The organism is Pseudonocardia abyssalis, from assembly GCF_019263705.2.
GTDB classification, from domain to species: Bacteria; Actinomycetota; Actinomycetes; order Mycobacteriales; family Pseudonocardiaceae; genus Pseudonocardia; species Pseudonocardia abyssalis.
In genome coordinates this window covers 5924111-5945221 of the sequence record NZ_JADQDK010000001.1, presented here as the reverse complement: position 1 = coordinate 5945221, position 21111 = coordinate 5924111, and the positions used below count along the sequence as shown (strand labels likewise).

Here is a 21111-nt window from a genome sequence, read left to right as displayed (position 1 = left end):
GTCAGTCCATCCCCAGGGGTCCGGCGGACTCGCCCGCGAGGAACTGGCGGACGAACGGGTCGTCGGATCCGAAAGCCCCCGCGGCGTCGCCGTAGTGCACGACGTTGCCCTGCCAGATCAGGCCGACGTAGTCGCTGACCTTCCTGGCCGATCTGATGTCGTGGGTGACGATCATGTAGCAGCCGCCGTGCTCCGCGTGGATCTTGAGGATCAGGTCGCAGAGCAGGCTGGTGCGGACCGGGTCGAGGCCGGAGTCCGGCTCGTCGAAGAGCACGATGTCGGGGTTCATGACCAGTGCGCGGGCGAACCCGGCGCGCTTGCGCATGCCACCCGAGACCTCGCTGGGGAACTTCCCGACGGCCGCCTCCAGGCCCACCTCCACGAGGTTCGACATCACGATCTCGCGGATGTCGCCCTCGGACATGTCAGTGTGCTTGCGCAGCGGGAAGGCCGTGTTGTCGTAGACGTTCATGGAGCCGAACAGGGCGCCGTCCTGGAACAGGACCCCGAACCGCTTGCGCAGCTCGTAACGTTCACGTTCGGTGATCCGCCACATGTCCTGGCCGAAGATCACCACCTCGCCCTGGTCGGGCTCCAGGAGCCCGACCAGGTGCTTGATGAGGACGCTCTTGCCGGTACCGGACGGCCCGAGGATCGTCGTGATCGCGTTGTCCTGGAACTCCAGGTCGAGCCCCCTGAGGATCTTGAACGACCCGAAGGCCTTGTGCAGGTTGCGCACCGACATGGGAGGCGGTCCGGCGGCACTGCCGACGTCCCGTCCACGTTGCCCGTGAAGGCCTGCTGGAGGATGGGCACCGACTGGTTCGGCTCTCGGGGACATCGGAGACCTCCGGGGATGGGGCGGCGTCGCCCCGACGTGGTGGACTAGTTGGCGATCGGCGCGTTGGCGGCGAGACCCCAGAACAGCTGGGTGCCGAGAACGCCGACGACGTGGATCAGGACCATGTTGAGCATCATCGACTTCGCGGTGTTTCGTCCCACGCCGACCGGGCCACCGCTGGCGTTGTAGCCGTAGTAGCAGCCGACGAAGATGATGACCGTGCCCATCGCCATGACTTTCGAGAGCGAGTAGACGAAGTCGAGTGGGTTCTGGTAGAGCCAGAAGATGAAGGAGTAGCCGCCCGCCGAGACGCCGCCGAGCTGGATGACGACGGTCAGGTACTCGGCGATGTACATGATGCCGAGGCCGACGACGTAGAGGAACGGCATCGCGATCCAGGTGGCGATGATGCGGGTGCCCACGAGGTAGCTTCGCGAGCGGACCCCCATGACCTCCATGGCGTCGATCTCGTCGGAGATCCGCATCGAGCCGAGCTCGGCGACCAGCCCGCATCCGACCTTCGCCGCCAGGATGTAGCCCCACATGTAGGGGCCCATCTCACGGATGGCGCACCAGGCGGAGAAGATGCCCGAGTAGAGCGGTGCGCCGATCTGCTTGAGGGTGTAGTTAGCCTCCAGGCCGCACTGGTAGCCGATGACGAACATCATCAGCCAGATGATCAGGCCACTGGAGAGGATGAGGACGCCGGACTGCCGGAAGACCTCGGACGCGTAGTGCCGGACGTCGGGCAGGTCCCGGATGATCCGCGTGGAGAACTTGGCGATCTCGCCGCCGGTGGTGAAGGCCTCCTTGACCTTCTGCTCACCGAAGGTGATCTTCGGTCCGAGCTTCTTCGGAGGTCCGGGAGGCGGGCCCGCGGGACCGGGACGATCCATCGTGCTGGTCATGTCACGCGCTCCTCTACTTGTAGACCTGGATGTCGGGGTTCAGACCGAGCAGGATCGTCGTGAACACCATGTTGAAGATCCAGATCGCCGCGAACGCGATGACGACCGCCTGGTTGACCGCGCTGCCGACACCGATCGGGCCACCGCTCGCCTTGAGGCCCTTGTAGCAGCAGACGACCCCGATGATCAGGCCGAACAACGCGGTCTTGACCACGCTGCCCCACACGTCGGTGGCGGAGAGGTTCGCGAAGAGACTGTCGGCGAAGGCAGCCGGGTTGGCACCGAGGATGGGCACCGCCGCGATGTAGCCGCCGAGCAGGCCGAACATGATGGCCACCAGGTCGAGCAGGCCGGTCATGATGAACAGCGCGACGACCCGAGGGAGCACGAGGGTCCGGATGGGGTCGACGCCGAGGACCTCCATGGCGTCGATCTCCTCGCGGATGCGCCGGGCGCCGAGGTCGGCGGTGATCGCCGTACCCACCACGCCGGCGACGACCATGGCGTTCACCCAGGGAGCGAACTCCCGGACACTCGCCATGACGAAGAACGAACCGAGCCGCTCGGGGATGCCGAAGAGGGCGAAGAGGTTGCCGCCCTGCAGGCCCGGCGCACCCAGCCCGAAGGCGGTGGTCGACACCGCCATCGGGATCCAGCAGAGCTTCAGGATGTCGAACATCTGGTCCCGGACGTCGGACCAGTAGCCCAGTGGGTGGCGCACCGCCATCCAGAGGACCTGGAACATGAGCCGGGTCATCTCGCCGGCCTGGACCAGCGGTCCTTCAAGACCCTTGAGCGGGTTGGACACCCGGGGTAGACGTCTGGTCGAGTCCTTGGGGATCGAGACTGTCGTCGGCGAACTCACGGTCGGTTCCTTCCTGATCGATCGAAGTCGGCTCACATCGAGCGGCGCCGGGGCAGCAACTGTCGACAGTGGCAACCGTCAGTCGTGTGCGATGAAATCGCCCGCGTGATGCAGCTTACGATCGCGTTATCTGGGTAACGCGCGAGGAATGGGGGGGATACGCCGACAACTGGGGGGGAAGAAGTCCCCCCGATCGGGGGGTCGACCGGTCGACCGCCGTCAGCGGGCGGTCAAGGGAACCGCAACGCCCAGTCGCAGGCCGTGTAGGCGCGGCGCGTCACTCACCCAGATGCGTCCGCCGACCCGCGCGCATTCCTTCGCCAGGCTCGGCAGGCCGAACGAGTTGTTCTCGTGCCCGCTCAGAACCCGTCGAACATCGACGGCATCGCCCGACCCGTCATCGTCGATCTCGACGGTCCACCACGATCCGCCCCGGCGCAGGTGCACCGCGATCTGGGTGGCGTGCCCGTGGTGCCCGGCGTTCGCCGCGCCCTCCCGCACCGCCCGGACGAGCAGGTCGGCCGACACGGCGTCGGGCTCGGGCCCTTCGCCGGTGACGTCCAGGTCCGGGGTCGGCCCGCCACCGGCCCCGACCCGGGCGAGCACGCTGCGGATCCTGGACGCCACCGCCTGGTCGCCTTCCTGCGTCCCGCGGTCGTAGGGCACTCCCCCGCTGGCGATCTCGACCAACGCCACCCGCAGTTGCTGCAGGGCGGTACCGAGACGGTCCGCCAGCCGCTCCAGACCGACGGTCGCCTGCTCGTCCAGTGCCCCGCCGGCGCGAAGCTCCTCGACCTCCAGAGTGGCGGCGAACAACTGCTGGGTGACCCCGTCGTGCAGCGCGGCAGCGATCCGGGACCGCTCGCGCAGCTCCTGCAACGAGACCGATCGTCGGAGCAGCAGCGCCTGCTGGAACGCCAGGGCAGCAACCTCGGACAGCTCGGTGAGCGTCGCGAGGTCCGCCGCACTCGGCCGGAAGCCCGACGTCGCACCGTGATCACAGAACACGACCCCGAGCAGCCCCAGCCGGTCACTGCGCAGCAGCTGGACGGCGATCGGGCCGTGCACGTCGAAGAGCCGCAGACACTGGCCGGGCACCATGTCGGCCACGTCGGAGGTGGGTACCACCAGGGGCACAGCCGAACCACTGAGCTTCGAGATCACCCGGTAGTCCCCCACCGGTCCGCCGGCGGCGACGACCTTCGTGGGGTCGACGCCGAAGCCCGCACGACCATGCACAACCCCCCGGACCGGGTCGACAGCCATGATCACCGACCGTCGGAACGCGGTTCGCTCACACACCGCCCGGGCCACCGCGTCGAGGACCTCGGTCGGTTCGGTCGCCGACAGGAACAGCCGGGCGAGCTCGACACGGTCGACGCTCACGGCCGGGTCGGGTGGCGCCTGCTTGTCGGCCGGGTGGCGAGGAGCCATCTGTTCCTCCGAACCGTGGTGCCGTCCGGTGGCCGGCCCGGCGGGAACTGGGGATCGCCCACTGTAGACTTCTTGTGATGAGCAACTCAGCAGGCCGCGCGTCGGCGCGAGGTCCAGCCCCCGTCCCCGTGGACGTGGCAGCGGCCGTCAGAGCGGCGTCGACGGGTCTGACGGTCCTACTCCTCGGCGGGCTGATGACCCCAATCGCGCAGGCCTACCTGCCGGTGGTGGGCCAGTTCTGGCTGCTACTGGTCTCGGTGGTCGCCTTCGCCGCGGCGGGCAGCCAGGTGGGCGATGCGGAACTCGCCCCTGTGCACGGAGCCTGCGCAGCACTCGGCAGCTTCCTGCTCGTACTCCCGCTCGTCTTCTGGTTTCCGCCCGCCGGGGCCGGTCTCGACTTCGCGCAGATCGTCTCCGCGGCCGGAGCGGCCCTGGTGGTCGGAGCGCTCGCCGGACACGTAGCCGGGCGGCGCCGCGACGAGGTTGGCTGACCCGTTCGGACGCGGCGAAAAGTAAACCGTCGAAATGCGATGTTGCCCCGGAGTCCTCATCGACTCCGGGGCATCCATCGTGACGGCGGAAACCGGTTGTAGATCAGCCGGATACGTTCTCCACAGAAAGCTCCCCGTCGCTGTAACGCTTACGGAGCACCTTCTTGTCGTACTTCCCGGTTCCGGTCAGCGGCACCTCGTCGATGAAACTCCATCGCTCCGGGAGCCACCATTTCGCGACCTTGTCGGCGAGATAATCGTTCAGCTCGCCGGGCGTGACGGACGACCCGGGGCGGCGCACGACCGCGGCCAGTGGGCGTTCCTGCCACTTCTCGTCCGGCACCGCGATCACCGCCGCCGACAGGACGTCCGGGTGGCCGATCAGCTCGTTCTCCAGTTCGACCGAGGAGATCCACTCGCCGCCGGACTTGATCACGTCCTTGGCCCGGTCGGTCAGGGTGATGAACTGGGCCGGATCGATCAGCCCGACGTCGCCGGTGCGCAGCCAGCCCTCATGGAACTTCTCGGGGTCCTCGTCCCCGTAGTAGGAGGCGGTGACCCAGGGCCCGCGGACCTCGAGCTCCCCCACCGACTTGCCGTCGTGCGGCAGCGGCGTGCCCTCGTCGTCGACGATGCGCGCCTCCACCCCGGCGACGACACGACCCTGCGTACCGCGCAGGTGCATCTCCTCCTCGGGGGTCGCAGTGGCGGGCGGGAGCGCGACCGAGGCCAGCGGCGAGGTCTCGGTCATCCCCCAGGCCTGCACCATCCGGACCCCGAGCTCGTCGAAGGCCTGCATCAGCGAGCGCGGCACCGCGGAGCCACCGCAGGCCACGAACTTCAGCGAGCTCAGATCGTGCCCGGGGTTCTCCCGGACGTGGTTGAGGATGTCGTTCCAGATCGTCGGCACCGCACCCGACATCGTGGGCCGCTCCGACTCGATCATCGCCACCAGCGGTGCGGCCTGCAGGAACGGGCCCGGCAGCAGCAGTTGGGCACCCGCCATCATGGCCGCATAGGGCAGGCCCCAGGCGTTGGCGTGGAACATCGGGACGATCGCCAGGATCGTGTCGTCGTAACCGACGCCCAACGCGTTCGCCGTACAGGCCGCCTGGGAGTGCAGCCACATGGAACGGTGGCTATACACGACCCCCTTCGGGTTGCCGGTGGTGCCCGAGGTGTAGCACATCGCGGCAGCCGAGTTCTCGTCCACCTCGGGCCAGTCGAACACCGGGGACTGCGCCGCGAGGACCTCGTCGTAGCGCAGCACCTGCTTGCCGTGGCCCTCCAACGGCGCGAGGTCTCCGCCGCCGGTGACCAGGACCGTGTGCACCGTCGTCATGTCGGGCAGAGCGCGGGCCAGCAGCGGTGCCAGCGAGTCGTCGACGATCAGCACGCCGTCCTCGGCGTGGTCGGCGATGTAGGACAGCTGGTGCGGGGGCAGCCTCAGGTTGAGGGTGTGCAGCACCGCGCCCATCGACGGGATGGCCGCGTACCCGTCGAGATGCTCCTGGTTGCTCCACTGGAACGTGGCCACTCGCTGGTCGCCGGTGACACCGAACCCGCGCAGCGCGTTCGCCAGCCGCGCCGCCCGCTCACCGAGCTCGGCGTAGCTGGTCCGCCGGGTCGACCCCGGCGCGACGGCGGTGATCGTCTCGCGGGCACCGTGCACGGTGGACGCGTGCCGCAGCACCGATCCGACGGTGAGCGGGCTGTTCTGCATCGTGCTCAGCACGGCGGCACTCCAATCTCGACGGGCACGCGGCGGTCAGGCGTTGACGAGATCGTCACGGCCGGCTTCGGTGAGCATCTTCTCGTACTCCGGGAAGAGCTCCTTGGCCGTGGGGATCAGCTTGAGCAGCTTCGGCACCGGCCCCTTGGCACGCACCGTGCCGCGTGCCATCGCCACCGAGAGGTTGACCTTGCCGAGCCAGAACCTGTTGCCGGTGTCGGCGGTCATGAACAGCTCGACGTTGGGCTCCTTGGTGCTGCCGGCGCCGGTCTCGACCTCCTTGTTCGGCATGTCGACCGTGATGGTTGCGTCGGGATCGGTGTAGTGGATCCGCAGGACCACCCCGGACCCGGCGAGCTTGTCGGACAGCCCGTCCTTCTTGGTCGCCAGCTCGAAGATGCCGCCGAGGTAGGTGTAGACCTCGGACTCGTCGGTGAACACGCCCATGTGTCTTCTCCTTCTGTGGTGGAACGGTGTGCGGCGCCGGGATGGGTCGGCCTCAGTCGAGGCTGACCCACACCGACTTGGTCTGGGTGAAGCCGAGCAGCGACTCCTCGCCGAGGTCGCGGCCGTAGCCCGAGGCCTTGTAGCCGCCGAACGGGGCTGCCGGGTCGAGCATGTTGTACTGGTTGATCCACACCGTGCCCGCCTGCAGCCGGTGGGCGACCCGGTGGGCCCGGGTGACGTCCGAGGTCCACAGGCCCGCGGCGAGGCCGTACTCGCTGTCGTTGGCCCGGCGGACCACCTCGGCCTCGTCGTCGAAGGGCAGCACGGTCAGGACCGGGCCGAAGATCTCCTCCCGGGAGATCCGCATGTCGTCCCGGACGTCGCTGAAGATCGCGGGGGTCAGGAAGTTGCCGCTCGCGAGGTCGCCGTCGGGCCGCTGTCCACCGCACACGAGGGTGGCGCCCTCCTCGGAACCCGACCGCAGGTAGCCCTCCACCCGCTCGCGCTGGGCGGGTGAGATCAGCGGGCCCATCTCGGTGCCGTCGGCGAGACCGTGCCCGAGCTGGATCTCCCGCGCCGCGGACTCGAGCTCACCGAGCAACTCGTCATGCACGCTGCGGTGCACGAACAGCCGTGAACCGGCGCAGCACACCTGGCCCTGGTTCAGGAAGATCCCGGTGAGCGCGCCCTGGGCGGCGCCCTGCAGGTCCGCATCCGGGAACACGATGTTGGCGGACTTGCCGCCCAGCTCGAGGGTGAGCTTCTTGAGGCTCGCCGCACTCGCTGTGACGATCTTCTGCCCGGTCGCGGTCGAGCCGGTGAAGGAGATCTTCGCGACGCCCCGGTGCTCGATCAGGGCCTGCCCGGCCTCGTGCCCGTAACCGGTGACCAGGTTGACCACGCCGGGGGGAATACCGGCCTCGTTCGCCAGCTCCACCAGCCTCAGCGCGCTGAGCGAGGTCATCTCCGAGGGCTTGAGCACCACGGTGTTGCCGGCCGCCAGCGCGGGAGCCATCTTCCAGGACGCGATGAGCAGCGGGAAGTTCCACGGCACGATCAGCCCGACGACGCCGAGCGGCTCGCGGCGGGTGTAGGCGAACGAGGTGCCGACCGGCGGTGACACCGGCAGCGTCTGCCCACCGATCTTCGTGCACCAGCCCGCGTAGTACCGCCACACCTCGGCGGCGATGCCCACATCGAGGAACATCGACTCGGTGAGCGGCTTGCCGTTGTCGAGCGTCTCGAGGGTTGCCAGCTCCTCGGCGTGGGCCTCGATCAGCGACGCGATGTCGAAGAGCACCCGGGCCCGACCGGCGGCACTGAGGTCGCCCCACGGGCCCATGGCCCGGGTCGCCGCGGCGACGGCGCGGTCCACGTCGGCCGCGCTTCCCGCGGCGATGGACGCGATGGCCTCCCCGGTGGCCGGGTCGCAGGTCTCGATGAGGCGGCCGTCGGAGGCCGGGGCCGGCTTGCCCCCGATGACGATGCTCTCCCCCGCTCGGGAGAGGACGTCGCGGACGCCGTCGATCGCCTCGGACACCGCGGAAGTCATCGTCGGGTTCTCCTCACTGCACTGTGACCGGGACTACAACGCAACGGAGTGTGCACGAGACGGACGGTGACGTGGACGGGCGCCGCGGGCCATCGGTGGCCCGGGCGGGCCGATGTCGACAGCTCTGCCGCGGACCGTCAGCTCGTCGTGTGCACGATGAGGACGTCCGCACCGGCGGTGCGGGCCGCGGCCGACGGGACCGATCCCAGGACGCGACCGGTGAGGGTGTTCAGACCGCGGTTCCCCACGACCAGAAGGTCTGCGCGATGGTCGAGGACCGCCTTGCGCAGGACGTCGACGGGGGCACCGTCCACCGCCTGGGTGAAGATCTCCTCGACACCCAGCTCCTTCGCCGCGGTCGCGGCGACGCGCAGGTTCTCCTCCGCCGGCGTGGATCCGCGGACGAGGAACGACTCGTCGCCCAGAGCGTCCTCGGCAACGTCGACGTCCTCGCGACTCGCGGGCGTGTAGGCCGACACGATCACCAGACGGGCCTGCGCGTCCCGCGCGACCTGCGCCGCACGCTGCACCGCGCGCAGGGCGGTGGTGGAGCCGTCCGTGCCGACGACGATCGACCGATAGGCGGACATGTGTGCCTCCCGAATCCGTCGGACCGTCTGGTGACCGTCCGTGCGCGGAGGTTACATGCCGTCACGACAGGCCTGAACAGTCGAGACTCGGGTTCGTGGACCGGTCGACTGCGCCATTCGGGGTAGGGCAGGATGCGCCCATCCGTCCGTCCGTACGGGCCGGTCGGCTGTGCGAGCCATCGGAGGTCATCCCGTGCCCGACAGCGCAGCGCCCGACATCCGGTTCGAGAACATCTCGACCTCGCTCGGTGGCGAGGTCGTCCACCAGAGGTTGCGGGCGGAGATACCGGCCGGCCAGATCACCGTACTGATGGGCCCCTCCGGAGGGGGCAAGACCACGCTGGTCCGTCATCTGGTCGGCCTGGTCCCCCCCGACACCGGGCGGGTCCTGGTCGGCGGACGATCGGTGTGGGATCTCGACCCGAAGTCGTTGAAGGCGCTGCGCGCGGAGATGGGGGTGCTGCTGGGCGGGGCCACCCTGTTCGAGCCGTCCGTGTTCGGGTCGCAGACGGTGCGCGAGAACCTCGCCCTGCCACTGCACCTGCGGAACGTGGACGAGGAGTCGATCTACGCCACCACGGTCTGGTGGCTGCAGACACTGGGCCTCGACACGGTTGCCGACCAGCTACCCGAACAGCTCTCGGCCCGCATGCGGCGACGGGTCGCCCTGGGCGCCGCGATGGTGGGAGACAGGCCGCTCATCGTCCTCGACGATGTCGACCTCGGCCTGGACGCCCCCACCACCGCGCGCACCGTCGAGGCCATCCTGACCAGCCAACGGCGCAGCGGCGCGACGATGCTCATCACCACCCACGACATCGACCTGGCGAAGGCCCTCGACGGCCGGCTCGCGGTCCTGGCGAACGGGCGGATCGTGGCGAACGGCCCCACCCGCGAACTCCTGGCGGGGGTCGACGACGCCGAGGAGTTCGACCGGAGGTTCCACGTGCTGGACTGGATGGGACCGCCGATGCCGGAGATCGAACGGTCGGGAGGCCGATTCCGAGAGCTGACCTTCGACCCGCAACTCGTCATCATGGCGCTGATCGCTTTCGCCGCCGTCCTCGCCGTCGTGCTCGCGATGCGCGCGGCGGGGGGACCGCTCGGTCCGTAGTCGGTCCGCCAACCGGCCCTCTGCGATGCGGATCTACGACGCAGCGTGATCAGGACTAGGGGTTCGCCCAAGTCAGGGCGTGCGGTCTCAGCTCCGCACCCGACCCGTCTCTCGCACACCGTCGGCTATCGTCTCGTCGTGGCCGCACCAGAACGACGTCTGCCGCGTACCCAAGGACAACGCACCGCCGACAGCCGTTCCCTCATCCTCGACGCAGCGATCGAGGGCCTGGTCAGCGACGGCTACCGCTGTACCACCACCGTCACGATCCAGGCCCGCGCCGGTGTAACACGCGGTCGCTTGCTGCACCACTTCCCCTCCCGTGAGGAGTTGTTGATCGCGGCCGCTCAGCATCTGGCACGAGAGCGTCTGACGGAGATGGATGACTGGATCGCCCGCTCTCCGCATGGACGCGCCAGCGGTGCCGAGCGCATCGAACATGCCACCGACCTGTTGTGGGAGACGTTTCGCCAGCCCTACTTCTGGGCAGCGATGGAGTTGTGGACGGCAGCACGTACCGAACCGGAACTCCGCATGGCACTCTTCCACGCCGAGAGCAGGCTGCTCGGCACGATCGAGACCGTCGTGGACGCGATGTACGGACCGGTGCTGTCGAGCCACCCTGATTTCGCCGAGGTGCGCGACCTGGTCTTCACCAGCATGCGCGGCGTGGGGCTCACCTACGCACTGCACGACCGAGATCCGACCACAGAGCCGTTGCTGGCGCGCTGGAAGCGGCTGCTGATCCGTACTCTCGTATGAGAGTTGGGCCAACGCCTCGACATCGAAGCCGATCTACCCGGTCGACCGCTGGGCGTCGACGAGCAGCGCGACGGCCGCGTAACCCCTGACCTCCACGCTGCGGGCCCGGCCGACCGGAGCAATGCTTGAAACCTGTGGATGACCTGGAGGGGCCGTACCCTTCCGGTGATCTTGAGGCCATCAAGCAAGATCGGCGCGCCAACGCCGGTCGGAAGGGTACGACCCGTGCTCACCGTAGTTCCTGGAGCTGCCGACGCCGATGACCCCCGCCGCGAAGGCGGCGGTTCGGGTCTGATCGACGAGCTCGTCCGCGAGGGCGCCCGCCGGATGCTGGCCGAAGCCTTGCAGGCCGAGGTCGACGACTACATCGCCCGATTCGCCGCCGAGCGCGACGAGCACGGCCGGCGGCTGGTGGTGCGCAACGGCACCCACCAGCCCCGCGAGGTCCTGACCAGCGCCGGAGCGGTCGAGGTGGTCGTGCCGCGGGTCAACGACCGGCGCACCGACCCCGAGACGGGCGAGCGTCGGCGGTTCTCCTCGGCGATCCTGCCGCCGTGGTGCCGCAAGACCCCGAAGATCACCGAGGTGTTGCCGCTTCTCTACCTGCACGGCCTGTCCACCAGCGACTTCGTGCCCGCCCTGGGCCAGTTCCTCGGCTCGACCGCCGGGCTGTCCGCGCCGGTGATCACGAAGCTGACCGAGACCTGGAAGGCCGAGCAGCGCACCTTCGCCGCCCGTGACCTGTCCGGCGCGGACTACGTCTACCTGTGGGCCGACGGGATCCACGTCAACATCCGCTTGGAGGAGCACAAGCTGTGCCTGCTGGTGCTGATCGGGGTCCGCGCGGACGGGCGCAAGGAACTCGTCGCCCTGGCCGACGGCTACCGGGAGTCGACCGAGTCCTGGGCGGACCTGCTGCGTGACTGCGCGCGGCGCGGGATGCGCGCCCCCGTGCTCGCGGTCGGCGACGGCGCCCTGGGGTTCTGGGGCGCGCTACGCGAGGTGTTCCCCACGACACGGGAGCAGCGCTGCTGGTTCCACAAGATCGCCAATGTGCTGGGTGCTCTACCCAAGAGCGCGCATCCCGGGGCGAAGAAGGCGCTTGCGGAGATCTGGAACGCCGAGGACCGACGCCACGCCCTCGACGCGGTGAAGGCGTTCGAGGCCGCCTACGGGGCCAAGTTCCCCAAGGCGGTCGCAAAGATCACCGACGATGTCGAGGTGTTGTTGGCGGTCTACGACTTCCCGGCCGAGCACTGGATCCACCTGCGCACGACCAACCCGATCGAGTCGACCTTCGCCACCGTCCGGCACCGCACGAAGATCACCCGCGGGCCCGGGTCGCGGGCGGCCGGGCTGGCGATGGCGTTCAAGCTCATCGAGGCCGCCCAGGACCGCTGGCGCGCGGTGAACGGCCCGCACCTGGTCGCCCTCGTCCGCGCAGGCGCCCTGTTCGTCAACGGCAAGCTCGTCGAACGACCCGACGACCACCACCAACCAGCAGCCGCCTAAAAGATCTTCATCCACAGGTCTTGACTATTGCTCGCCGACCGCATCCTCGCCGTTGTTCACGGATCACGACCCGGATAAGGGTCGGGGAGCTCGACCGGCCCGGCCCACGCGCTGTGAGAGCCCGGCTGAGGGGCCACCACTACGCGAATACACCCACCCGGCTCTGTAGTGGGACGACGCCGGACGTCGGCAAGGCGCTGAGCGGCACGAACACCAGGCAGGGCTCCGGTCAGCATTCCTTCGGGACGAAGAAGTCAGGTAGCGGCGGGTTCACTAAAGCCGCAGGTCAGCAGCGTGCGAGACGGTGGGGTTATGGTCCAACTCGGTCCTCGGACACACTTCTCCCGCGGCGCAGCAGGAAGCGCTGCACCTTCCCGCTGGGCGTCTTGGGCAGTCGCTCGACGAAGTGGACGCGGCGCGGGTAGGCGTGCGCGGCGTAGCGGGTGCGGACCAACTGCTGCAGCTCCGTCGCCAGCTCGTCGTCGCCCGCGCGGCCGTTCAGCACGACGAACGCCTCCGCGACCTCCCCGCGCACCTCGTCCGGCACCCCGATCACGGCGCACTCGGCCACGTCGGGGTGCAGGACCAGCACCGACTCGATGTCGAACGGGCCGATCCGGTAGCCCGCCATCAGGATCACGTCGTCGTCGCGGCCGGTGAAGAAGAGGTACCCGTCGGGGTCCATCGAGCCGCTGTCGCCGCTGAGGTAGTGGCTGCGGTCGGCGGTGAACCGCTCCGCGGACCTCTCCGGCGCACCCTCGTAGCCGGTGAACCACAGCAGCGGGCTGCGCTCGGTGTCCACCGTGACGCGGCCGACCTCGCCCACCGGCGCCGGCCCGTCGCCGTCCTGCTCGAGCACGGCGAGCACGTAGCCCGGCATCGCCCGCCCCATCGACGACGCCTTGACCTCGGCCCGCACGTCGGCGTGGTGGCCGTTGATCGCGACCATCCCCAGCTCGGTCTGTCCGTAGTGGTCCAGCACCGGGACGCCCAGGGCGCCCTCCGCCCACGCGACGACGTCCGGGGTCAGCGGCTCCCCCGCGCTCGACGCCGCCCGCAGCACCAGCCCGTCGGGCACCGGCAGCCCGGAGGTACGCAGGGCCCGGAACACCGTCGGCGCCGCGGCCACGTTCGTGACCCGCTGCTGCGCCAACACCCGCCAGAACACCGCCGGGGTGAAGTTCGCCTCCAGCAGCACCGTGCGGCGTCCGGCCGCGAGCGGTGCGCACAGCGCGTAGTACAGCCCGTAGGCCCAGCCGGGGTCCGCGGCGTTCCAGTAGACGTCGCCGTCTCGGACGTCGAGACCGAACTCCAGGTAGGCCACGAACGACGCCAGCGCCCGCGCCGGCACGACCACGCCCTTCGGCCTGCCGGTCGTCCCCGAGGTGTAGAGCTGCAGGAACGCGCCGTCCGGGCCCTGGACGGCGGGTGCCGCGCCGGTCGGGTCCGCGGCCGCGAGGTCGTCGAACCCGACGTCGCCCGGGCGCGCACCCTCCCCGACGGTGACGATCCGCCAGGGCGCGTCGGCCGGGACGTCGGGACCGGGGTCGAGCTTCGCCCGCTGCGAGCCGTGGCAGACCACCGCGGCCGCGTCGCTCGCCTCCAGCCGCATGACGATCCCCTGCGCGGCGAACGCGGTGAACAGCGGCACGTGGACCGCACCGAGCCGCCACAGCGCCATCACCGTGACGGGGAGCTCGACGCCCTTCGGCAGCAGCGTCGCCACCCGCGTCCCGGGCCCGACCCCGAGTGCCGCCAGCCCCGCCGCGACCCGCTCGGAGCGCCGCCGCAGCTCGCCGTAGGTCAGGTCGGACGCCTCGTCGTCACCGACGACGGTGACCGCCACCGCGTCGGGGTCGTGCCGGTCGCAGGCCAGGTGCGCGACCGACAGGTCCGCCCGCCCGTACTCGGCGATCAGGGCCTCGACCCGGTCAGTCACGGTCATCGTCGGCCACCTCGGTCTCTCGTCGATCTCGCGTTCCACCTCGGACTGCGGTACCCACCGCCCGGGCCTCGGCACAGCCGTCACCCGATCTCGTCACGCGGGGCCGGGGTCGGCTCACGTCTCCGCCGGGCGCCTCGGCCGGCACACCAGCACCGGGCAGGGCGCCGAGTGCTGCACCTTCGAGGCGGTGCTGCCCAGCAGGATCGTCGACGTGAGCCCGCGGCTGCCTGCGGCCAGCGAGATGAGGTCGGCGCGGGCCTCCTCCGCGGCGCGCACGATCTCCGAGGCCGGGGAGCCGCTGCGGACCTGCTTGTGGATCGTCGGACCCCAGCCGTCGAACACGCCGGCCACCACGTCGACCGCGGCCTGGGCCTCCTCCTGGAAGCTGAAGTCGGTCGGCTCGGCGTTGCGCCGGTCGGTGAGCTCGTTGGCGAACGGCACCGCGGCGTAGGGGCTCACCACCGCCACCACGGTGACGTCGGTGATCTCGCGGGAGTCGGCGATCCACTGGAACTGCTCGGCCCCGACCAATGAGGCCCGGGACCCGTCGGTCGCGACGATCACGTGCATGGCTCAGAGTTCCTTGTCGGTCGTGGGAGCGACGGCGGGGGTCCGCCTGCCGCCGGAGTAGCGCTGGACGAGGAAGAGGACCAGGCCGACGGCGAGCAGCCCGGCCACCCACAGCAGCGAGCCCGGGTCGTCGACGACGGTGTAGACCAGCACCGCCAGGTTGCCGACGATGCCGAGGACCAGCAACGGGGTGTTGGCACGGTAGGTGTGCGGCGTCTCGTCCTGCCCGCGCAGCCTGAGGCAGGCGACGATGACCAGCGCGTAGATGAACAGCAGGAACACCACGGTGATGGTGGCGAGGCGGTCGACGATGTCGAGGTCGGAGCCGGTCAGCTGGATCACCGCGCCGATCGCCAGCAGCAGGCCGACGACCCCGGCACCGAACAGCAGTGCGACGTACGGGCTGCGGCGGGTCGGGTGGACCTTGGCGAAGACCCCCGGCACCACGTCCTCGCGGGCCATCCCGTACAGGATCCGGGACTGGGCGACGACCGTGACCAGGGCGGTGTTGCTGATCGCGATCATGGCGATGAGGCCGAACACGACCAGCATGACGCCCACCGAGATGGGCAGGATCCCCGCGCGGATCACCTCGAGCAGCGTGTTGCCGGCCAGGGTGTCGATCGGCACGGCCAGCGCGGCGGCCAGGGAGACCAGCACGTAGACGACACCGGCGGTGAGCATCCCGCCGATCAGTGCCCGCGGGAAGGCCCGGGACGGGTCGATGGTCTCCTCGGCCACGTTGGCCGCGTTCTCGAACCCGGTCATGGCGAAGAAGGCGAGCGAGACGCCGGCCAGCACCGCGATCACCGGGCTGCCCTCGGCGCTGAACCGGGTGAGCACCGACGGGTCGCCGATGCCGGTGAACAGCGCGATGAGCCCGATGACCATGATGATCAGCAGGCCGCTCAGCTCGATGAACGTCATGATCACGTTCACCACCACCGACTCGCTGATCCCGATCAGGTTGATCAACGTGATGACGGCGACGAACACCAGCGCGATCAGCAGCGTCGGGATGATCGCGTCCTCGGGCAGCCCGACGACCCCGGCGAAGTACCGGACGAAGCCCGACGCCAGCGACCCGACGGCGGCCATGTTGGCCGACAGCATGCAGATCGTGATGAAGAACGTCAGGATCGGCGACCGGAACGCCTTGTTGACGTAGAGCGAGGCGCCCGCGGCCTGCGGGTACTTGGTGACCAGCTCGGCGTACGCGAGGCCGGTGACGGTGGCCACCGTGACGCCGGCCAGGAACGCGATCCAGAACGCGCCGCCGACGGCTGCGGCGACCAGGCCGATCAGAACATAGATGCCCGATCCGAGCACGTCCCCGACCACGTAGAAGTAGAGCTGCTTGGCCGTGATGGACCGCTTGAGCTCGCTGTGGCCGAAGGTCTCCTCGGCTGCGGGATGTGACATGAGGGGGGACCGTACGGCGTCGAGGTTTCGAACGGGTACCGAACATTGTCCGAGTTGGCCGTGCCCCCCCGCCGCGGGTCGGTCAGAGGGGGACCACCAGCCGGACCTTCCCCTGCTCGGCGGCGTAGTTCAGGGTGTACCAGGTGCCGCCGCCCGCGGACTCGGCGCCGCGCGGGAACCCGATCACGAGGCCGGCGCGGTCGACCATCCACCGGTCCCGCGCGTGGTAGGCGGCCTTGCCGAGCAGCGTGGCGCCCATCTCGACGACGTCGGCGAGGCGTCCCGCCTCGCGCAGTCGGTCGATGACCTCGGTCGAGCCGGCGGGCTGGTCGACGAGCCGGCAGGGCACGACGACGGTCAGCGCGGCCTGCGAGTTCGCCGCCAGCCACTGCAGCGCGGCGGTGTCGACGCCCGACGCGCCGCCGACGTAGAAATGGGCACCGTCGTCGGAGAACGGTCTGAGGTAGGCCTCGAACGCCTCGGCCAGCTCGTCGACGGGAGCGTCGCCGATGCTGCGGGTACCGGTGATCGCCACGTTGCGTTCCACTCGGGCGTGCTCCTCGGGGTGGGTCCTGCGTGCCTGCGGACTGCCGAACGTACCGCTCCGGACCCCCATCGGACCCTCGCGCACGGCCCCTGATGGGCCATCTTCGGCCGCAGGGGTCCCGATACCCGGGGGGCCCGATACGGGGACCGGTGCGCGGAGGTGGCTCGATGAGCACGATGCAGGAGTTCCGGTTCGACGGCCGCGGGGTGATCGGCGCGGACGGCCGGTTCGCGGGGGCCCGCGACGCGGCCGACCCCGCCCGCGTCGCCGGCATCCGCTCCGACCTGCCGATCTGCGTCACCGTCGGTGACGCCGACCCGGTCAACGGGCAGCTCGCGCCCGTGCACGCCCTCGTCGACCGCTACCGCACCGCCGGGGTCGCCGACGTCGAGCTGCACGCCTACCCCGGCGCCCGGCACGAGGTGCTCAACGAGACCAACCGCGACGAGGTCGAGGCCGACCTGCTCACGTGGCTGGAGCGGGTGCTGGGTCCCGGAACCCCCTGACCGGCAACCGGGCCGCGAGCCCGGTCTCCTGCACGGTGGGCCCGCTGCCGGGCTCCGGGCCCTACCCGCGGTTCCCGATGCTCGCCGGAGCGGTGTCGCGCCTGCCGGCGCTGCTGTCCGTCACCCCGCACCCCGGCGCCCGGGAGAGCGCGACAGCTCGGTGACGGCCTGGCGCAGGTCCCAGTAGGCCTGCAGCTCCGCGGTGACGGGGGTGAGCACGAGGTCGTCGGCCACCTCCGCGACCGCCCGGTCGAGCCGCCGCTCCACCGCCGCCCGGCGCCGCCGCGCCCCGATGCCCGCGAGGATCCGGGAGATCCCGGCGAGCACGAGCCCGACCAGCAGGCCGCCGAGCAGGAGCGCGGTGGGCCACGGCACCGCGCCGATCATCGGCGTCGGGGGTTCGGGCAGGCGCAGGAGCGTGAGCAGGTAGAGGCCGAGCAGCCACACCCCACCGGCGACGGCGAGCACGGCGAGCAGCGCCTGCAGCAGCCCCGCCGCGCGCCACCACCGGGGCGGGCGGTCGAGCCCGAGGTCGGTGGAGGCGACGGCGCGGTCCAGGGCGTCGGGCAGGTCGTCCTGTCGCCGGCGCGCCGCGGCGTGGACGGCGGCGGGCCAGGGCTCGGGCAGGTCGGCGGCGGCGGTGTCGGACAGGGCCCGCAGCGCGAGGTCGACGCGCGAGCGCTGCACCGCCGACGCCTCCGGCAGGGAGGTGCGCGACACCGGGACGCTCGCGTCGGCGTGCTCGGGGCCGGCGCGGTCGAGGTGCAGGCGGCGCAGCGGGTCCGGGCGCAGGCGACGGACGTAGCGGGTCCAGGGCCAGCCGGTGGCCGCCACCGCACGGTGCACCGACGCGCGCTCGACGGCCGCCCCGACCGCGGGCACGCCCGCCGCGGCGCTCAGCGCGGTGTCCAGGTCGGCGACGGTGCGGGCGTCGAGATCGGACCGGACCGGGCCGCCGACCAGGTCACGCAGGTCGACGGCGACGGCGTCGAGATCGGCCGACACGCGACGTAGTGCCGCACGGTGGGCCGCGACCGCACCGGTCAGCACCGCGCGCAGCTCGTCGCGCCCGCCCGGGGTCACCGCCGAGACGCCGAGGACGGGGACGCCGTCGAGCCCGTCGTCGGCGAGCAGGCGGCGGACGTCGGACAGCGCGGCGGTGACCTGGTCGGGCGGGAGTCGGTCGACCTGGTTGAGGACGACGACCATCACCTCGCCGTGCTTCGCGAGCGGCCGCAGGTAGCGGTCGTGCACGGCGGCGTCGGCGTACTTCTGGGGGTCGAGGACCCAGACCAGCACGTCGACGAGCGCGACGAGCCGGTCGACCTCCAGCCGGTGCGCGACGACCGTCGAGTCGTGGTCGGGCAGGTCGAGCAGGACGAGGCCGGGCAGGTCGTCGGAGTCGACGTGGTGGCGGCGCGGGATCTCCAGCCAGTCGAGCAGCGGGCCCGCGCCGTCGGCCCCCCACACCGCCGCGTGGGCCACGCCGGTGGTGGGGCGGCGGACGCCGACGGTCGACACGTCGGCGCCGGTCAGGGCGTTGAACAGCGAGGACTTGCCGCTGCCGGTGGCACCGGCGAGCGCGACGACGGTGTGCGCCCCCGACAGCCGCAGCCGCTCCCCCGACCGCCGCGCGAGCCGGCGGGCCGCGTCGAGCCGGGGCTCGTCGACGCGGCCGGTGCCCGCCTCCAGCACGCGGTCGAGTGCACGCAGCCGGGCCGCGATCCCGGCCTCGGCCGCGCTGCGCTCCTTCTCCACCCGCGTCGGGCTCATCGCGCACGCTCCACGGCCGCGGCCGCGCGTTCCAGCGCCGCGGCGTCGTCGGGATGGGTGGCGTGGCGGTGCAGGAGCGCGGCGAAGCGGTCCTCCTCGCGGCCGAGCAGGGCGGCGACACGGTCGAGCAGGTCGGCCCGGGCCCGGGCGGCCAGCGCGCGCACGGCCTGGTCGCCGAACACCGCCTCCAGCACCTTCTGCGACAGCACGGTCGTGCCGCCGGCCACGGCGACCTCGATCGGCGGCGCGAGCACCGACGTCGTCGCGAACACCGCGATCATGACGACGAGCCCGGTCGCGTTCACACCGTACGCGGCGGCGCGCGCCGTGGTGCGGCGGTCGGCGCCCTCGCTGCGGACGAGGTCGAGCACCGCGCCCTGCCAGTCGCGGACGGTGCGCTCGGCGTCGTCGCGGAAGCCTGGCGAGACGCGGTCGAGCCGCTCGCCGGAGGACTGCAGCAGCCCGGTGCCGGCGGCACTCGACCGCCACGACCTCGCCGCGGCCTCCGCGGCGCGCCCCGCCGCGCTGTGCACGAGCAGCGTCACCCCCGACTCCAGCGCGACCGTCAGGTCGCCGCCGGGCGCGGGACGCCCCATGATCGCGGCGGTGAGGCGGTCGCGCCAGTGCCCGACCTTCGTCTGCAGCGTGCGCAGCAGCTCCCCCGTGCCGACGAACTCCTGCCAGCGCGCCAACACCTCGCCGCGCAGCAGCGCGCCGTCGCGCATGCCGTCGTCGACCTCCTCGATCGCCGCCGCGTACGCCGTGCGGGCGTCGGCGCGCAGCCGCGAGGCCGCGTCGGACTGGGCGCGCGCGTGCTGCGCCAGCGCCGCCACGCGGGGGCGCAGGCTGTCGAGCGCGCCGTCGAGGGTGCGGCGGATGACCGCGGCGCGGCCCGCGGCGTCGCGCGCGAGGTCGTCGAACCAGCGGCGGATCGGGGCGACGACGGCGTCGGGCAGCAGGCCGTCGACCAGCTCGCTCTCCGGGATCACGAACAGCGGCGCGGCGCCGAGCCCGTGCGCGACGAGCATCTCGTGCAGGTGCGCGGCGATCTCCCGCTCGGCCCCGGGCGGCACGCGGTCGAGCAGGACGGCCAGCGCGGTGCCGCGGGCGGCGGCGGTCTCCAGGACGTCCCACGGCACGGCGTCGGCGTAGCGGGCGGCGGTGGTGACGAACAGCCAGAGGTCGGCGGCCGCGAGCAGCTGCCCGGCGAGGCGGCGGTTCGCGGCGACGACCGAGTCGATGTCGGGGGCGTCGAGGAACGCCAGGCCGGGTGCGAGAGCGGTGGACCCGACGAGCTGCAGCGTGGCGTGGTCGGTACCCGCGCCGGTGGTGCGGGTGAGCTCGGGCAGCACGCGGGTGTCGGCGAACCAGGCCGTGTCCGACGGGTGGCAGACGAGCACCGGGGAGCGGGTGGTCGGGCGCAGGACGCCGGACGGGGTGACCGGGGCCCGGACCAGGCTGTTGACCACCGTGGACTTGCCCGCGCCGGTCGACCCGCCGACGACCGTGAGGAGGGGTGCGTCGAGGCGCTCGAGGCGGGGCAGGACGTAGTCGTCGAGCTGGTGGACGAGGTCGACGCGCTCGCGGCGGGCGCGTTCGGCGCCGGGGACCTCGAGGGCGAGACCCGCACCGTCGGCGGTGTCGCGCAGGGCGCGGAGTGCGGCGACCAGTGATTCTGCCTGCATTACCCGCCGCCCTTCCCCGCGCCGATCCGGCTCGCCGGAGCGTACGCGGCTGCTTCTGTGGCGCGGTCTGCTGGCGTGCTGCTGCTCGTGTGGTCCCGGTTCGCCGAAGGTGCCGCCGCGGTGCTTCCGGTCCTCGCCGCCTTCGGCGGCTGCGGTCCGGGTCACCTTGCCATCGAACACCGTGCTTGCGTTCGCGATCGCACATTCTCTCGGTCGATTCCTGGGTTGTCGCACGTCAGGCCGACACCATCGAACGTATGTCCCAGATCGGCGTCGATCATTGTCCGCCGCGAGGGACCGTGTCTGATCCTGTTCCGTCCGGGATGCTCGGTTTGGAGCTCGATCTCGCGACCGCCGAGCTCTTCGGGTTGTCCGATGCCGATCTGGTGAATGCCGTGGTGGGGTTCGAGGCGAT

Annotated in this window: 19 protein-coding genes; 5 read left to right on the top strand and 14 right to left on the bottom strand. The window is 71.0% G+C overall.

Annotated features, from left to right (window positions below; genetic code table 11):
- Window position 1: 1 nt before the first annotated feature.
- The 4 genes from I4I81_RS29315 to I4I81_RS29300 form a co-directional block, all read right to left on the bottom strand.
- On the bottom strand, window positions 2–841 hold the full coding sequence (locus I4I81_RS29315) for an ABC transporter ATP-binding protein (protein ID WP_218601629.1): 840 nt from the start codon (window positions 839–841) through the stop codon (window positions 2–4).
- A 44-nt stretch (window positions 842–885) separates the two neighbouring features.
- Window positions 886–1749, bottom strand: coding sequence for an ABC transporter permease (locus I4I81_RS29310; RefSeq protein WP_218601628.1), 864 nt, complete (start codon window positions 1747–1749; stop codon window positions 886–888).
- Window positions 1750–1762: 13 nt separating this feature from the next.
- Window positions 1763–2557: an MlaE family ABC transporter permease gene (locus I4I81_RS29305; RefSeq protein ID WP_226363625.1), complete on the bottom strand. Its 795-nt coding sequence runs from the start codon at window positions 2555–2557 to the stop codon at window positions 1763–1765.
- Window positions 2558–2833: 276 nt separating this feature from the next.
- On the bottom strand, window positions 2834–4048 hold the full coding sequence (locus I4I81_RS29300) for a sensor histidine kinase (RefSeq protein ID WP_218601627.1): 1215 nt from the start codon (window positions 4046–4048) through the stop codon (window positions 2834–2836).
- Window positions 4049–4176: 128 nt separating this feature from the next.
- On the opposite strand from I4I81_RS29300, the gene I4I81_RS29295 reads away from it, so the two are divergent.
- Entirely contained in the window at window positions 4177–4539 is a 363-nt protein-coding gene (locus tag I4I81_RS29295) for a hypothetical protein (protein WP_218601626.1), read from the top strand.
- Window positions 4540–4642: 103 nt separating this feature from the next.
- Here I4I81_RS29295 and I4I81_RS29290 read toward each other — a convergent pair whose 3' ends face one another.
- The 4 genes from I4I81_RS29290 to I4I81_RS29275 all read right to left on the bottom strand — a co-directional run bounded on the left by I4I81_RS29290 (window position 4643) and on the right by I4I81_RS29275 (window position 8860).
- Window positions 4643–6274 carry a long-chain fatty acid--CoA ligase gene (locus tag I4I81_RS29290; protein ID WP_218601625.1) on the bottom strand — a complete coding sequence of 544 codons (1632 nt, stop codon included), beginning with the start codon at window positions 6272–6274 and terminating at the stop codon, window positions 4643–4645.
- A 33-nt stretch (window positions 6275–6307) separates the two neighbouring features.
- Entirely contained in the window at window positions 6308–6718 is a 411-nt protein-coding gene (locus I4I81_RS29285) for an SCP2 sterol-binding domain-containing protein (RefSeq protein ID WP_218601624.1), read from the bottom strand.
- A gap of 52 nt (window positions 6719–6770) precedes the next feature.
- Window positions 6771–8270, bottom strand: a complete 1500-nt coding sequence (locus I4I81_RS29280) for an aldehyde dehydrogenase family protein (protein ID WP_218601623.1) — start codon at window positions 8268–8270, stop codon at window positions 6771–6773.
- Between the two features lie 137 nt (window positions 8271–8407).
- The gene (locus I4I81_RS29275; RefSeq protein ID WP_218601622.1) at window positions 8408–8860 is read right to left on the bottom strand and encodes a universal stress protein; all 453 of its coding nucleotides are present in this window, start codon (window positions 8858–8860) and stop codon (window positions 8408–8410) included.
- A gap of 193 nt (window positions 8861–9053) precedes the next feature.
- Here I4I81_RS29275 and I4I81_RS29270 point away from each other — a divergent pair, with 193 nt between their 5' ends.
- From I4I81_RS29270 to I4I81_RS29260, 3 genes are all read left to right on the top strand, one after another.
- The gene (locus I4I81_RS29270) at window positions 9054–9974 is read left to right on the top strand and encodes an ABC transporter ATP-binding protein (protein ID WP_218601621.1); all 921 of its coding nucleotides are present in this window, start codon (window positions 9054–9056) and stop codon (window positions 9972–9974) included.
- Window positions 9975–10112: 138 nt separating this feature from the next.
- A complete protein-coding gene (locus tag I4I81_RS29265) occupies window positions 10113–10736 on the top strand; it encodes a TetR/AcrR family transcriptional regulator (protein WP_218601620.1) in 624 nt (207 codons plus the stop codon).
- A 225-nt stretch (window positions 10737–10961) separates the two neighbouring features.
- A complete protein-coding gene (locus I4I81_RS29260) occupies window positions 10962–12248 on the top strand; it encodes an IS256 family transposase (protein WP_218606451.1) in 1287 nt (428 codons plus the stop codon).
- Window positions 12249–12558: 310 nt separating this feature from the next.
- Here I4I81_RS29260 and I4I81_RS29255 read toward each other — a convergent pair whose 3' ends face one another.
- From I4I81_RS29255 to I4I81_RS29240, 4 genes are all read right to left on the bottom strand, one after another.
- Window positions 12559–14193 carry an AMP-binding protein gene (locus I4I81_RS29255; protein ID WP_218603832.1) on the bottom strand — a complete coding sequence of 545 codons (1635 nt, stop codon included), beginning with the start codon at window positions 14191–14193 and terminating at the stop codon, window positions 12559–12561.
- A 114-nt stretch (window positions 14194–14307) separates the two neighbouring features.
- Window positions 14308–14763 (bottom strand): universal stress protein, encoded by a 456-nt coding sequence (locus I4I81_RS29250; RefSeq protein WP_218603833.1) that lies wholly within the window; start codon window positions 14761–14763, stop codon window positions 14308–14310.
- 3 nt (window positions 14764–14766) lie between these two features.
- The gene (locus I4I81_RS29245; protein ID WP_218603834.1) at window positions 14767–16185 is read right to left on the bottom strand and encodes an APC family permease; all 1419 of its coding nucleotides are present in this window, start codon (window positions 16183–16185) and stop codon (window positions 14767–14769) included.
- An 82-nt stretch (window positions 16186–16267) separates the two neighbouring features.
- Window positions 16268–16732, bottom strand: a complete 465-nt coding sequence (locus I4I81_RS29240; protein WP_218603835.1) for a putative molybdenum carrier protein — start codon at window positions 16730–16732, stop codon at window positions 16268–16270.
- Between the two features lie 167 nt (window positions 16733–16899).
- On the opposite strand from I4I81_RS29240, the gene I4I81_RS29235 reads away from it, so the two are divergent.
- Complete coding sequence (locus I4I81_RS29235; RefSeq protein WP_225924724.1) at window positions 16900–17238, top strand: alpha/beta hydrolase; 339 nt, start codon at window positions 16900–16902, stop codon at window positions 17236–17238.
- A 120-nt stretch (window positions 17239–17358) separates the two neighbouring features.
- Here I4I81_RS29235 and I4I81_RS29230 read toward each other — a convergent pair whose 3' ends face one another.
- Window positions 17359–19011 carry a GTPase gene (locus tag I4I81_RS29230; protein ID WP_218603837.1) on the bottom strand — a complete coding sequence of 551 codons (1653 nt, stop codon included), beginning with the start codon at window positions 19009–19011 and terminating at the stop codon, window positions 17359–17361.
- Window positions 19008–20696 (bottom strand): dynamin family protein, encoded by a 1689-nt coding sequence (locus I4I81_RS29225; RefSeq protein ID WP_218603838.1) that lies wholly within the window; start codon window positions 20694–20696, stop codon window positions 19008–19010. The genes I4I81_RS29230 and I4I81_RS29225 overlap by 4 nt, the downstream gene beginning before the upstream one ends.
- Between the last annotated feature and the right edge of the window lie 415 nt (window positions 20697–21111).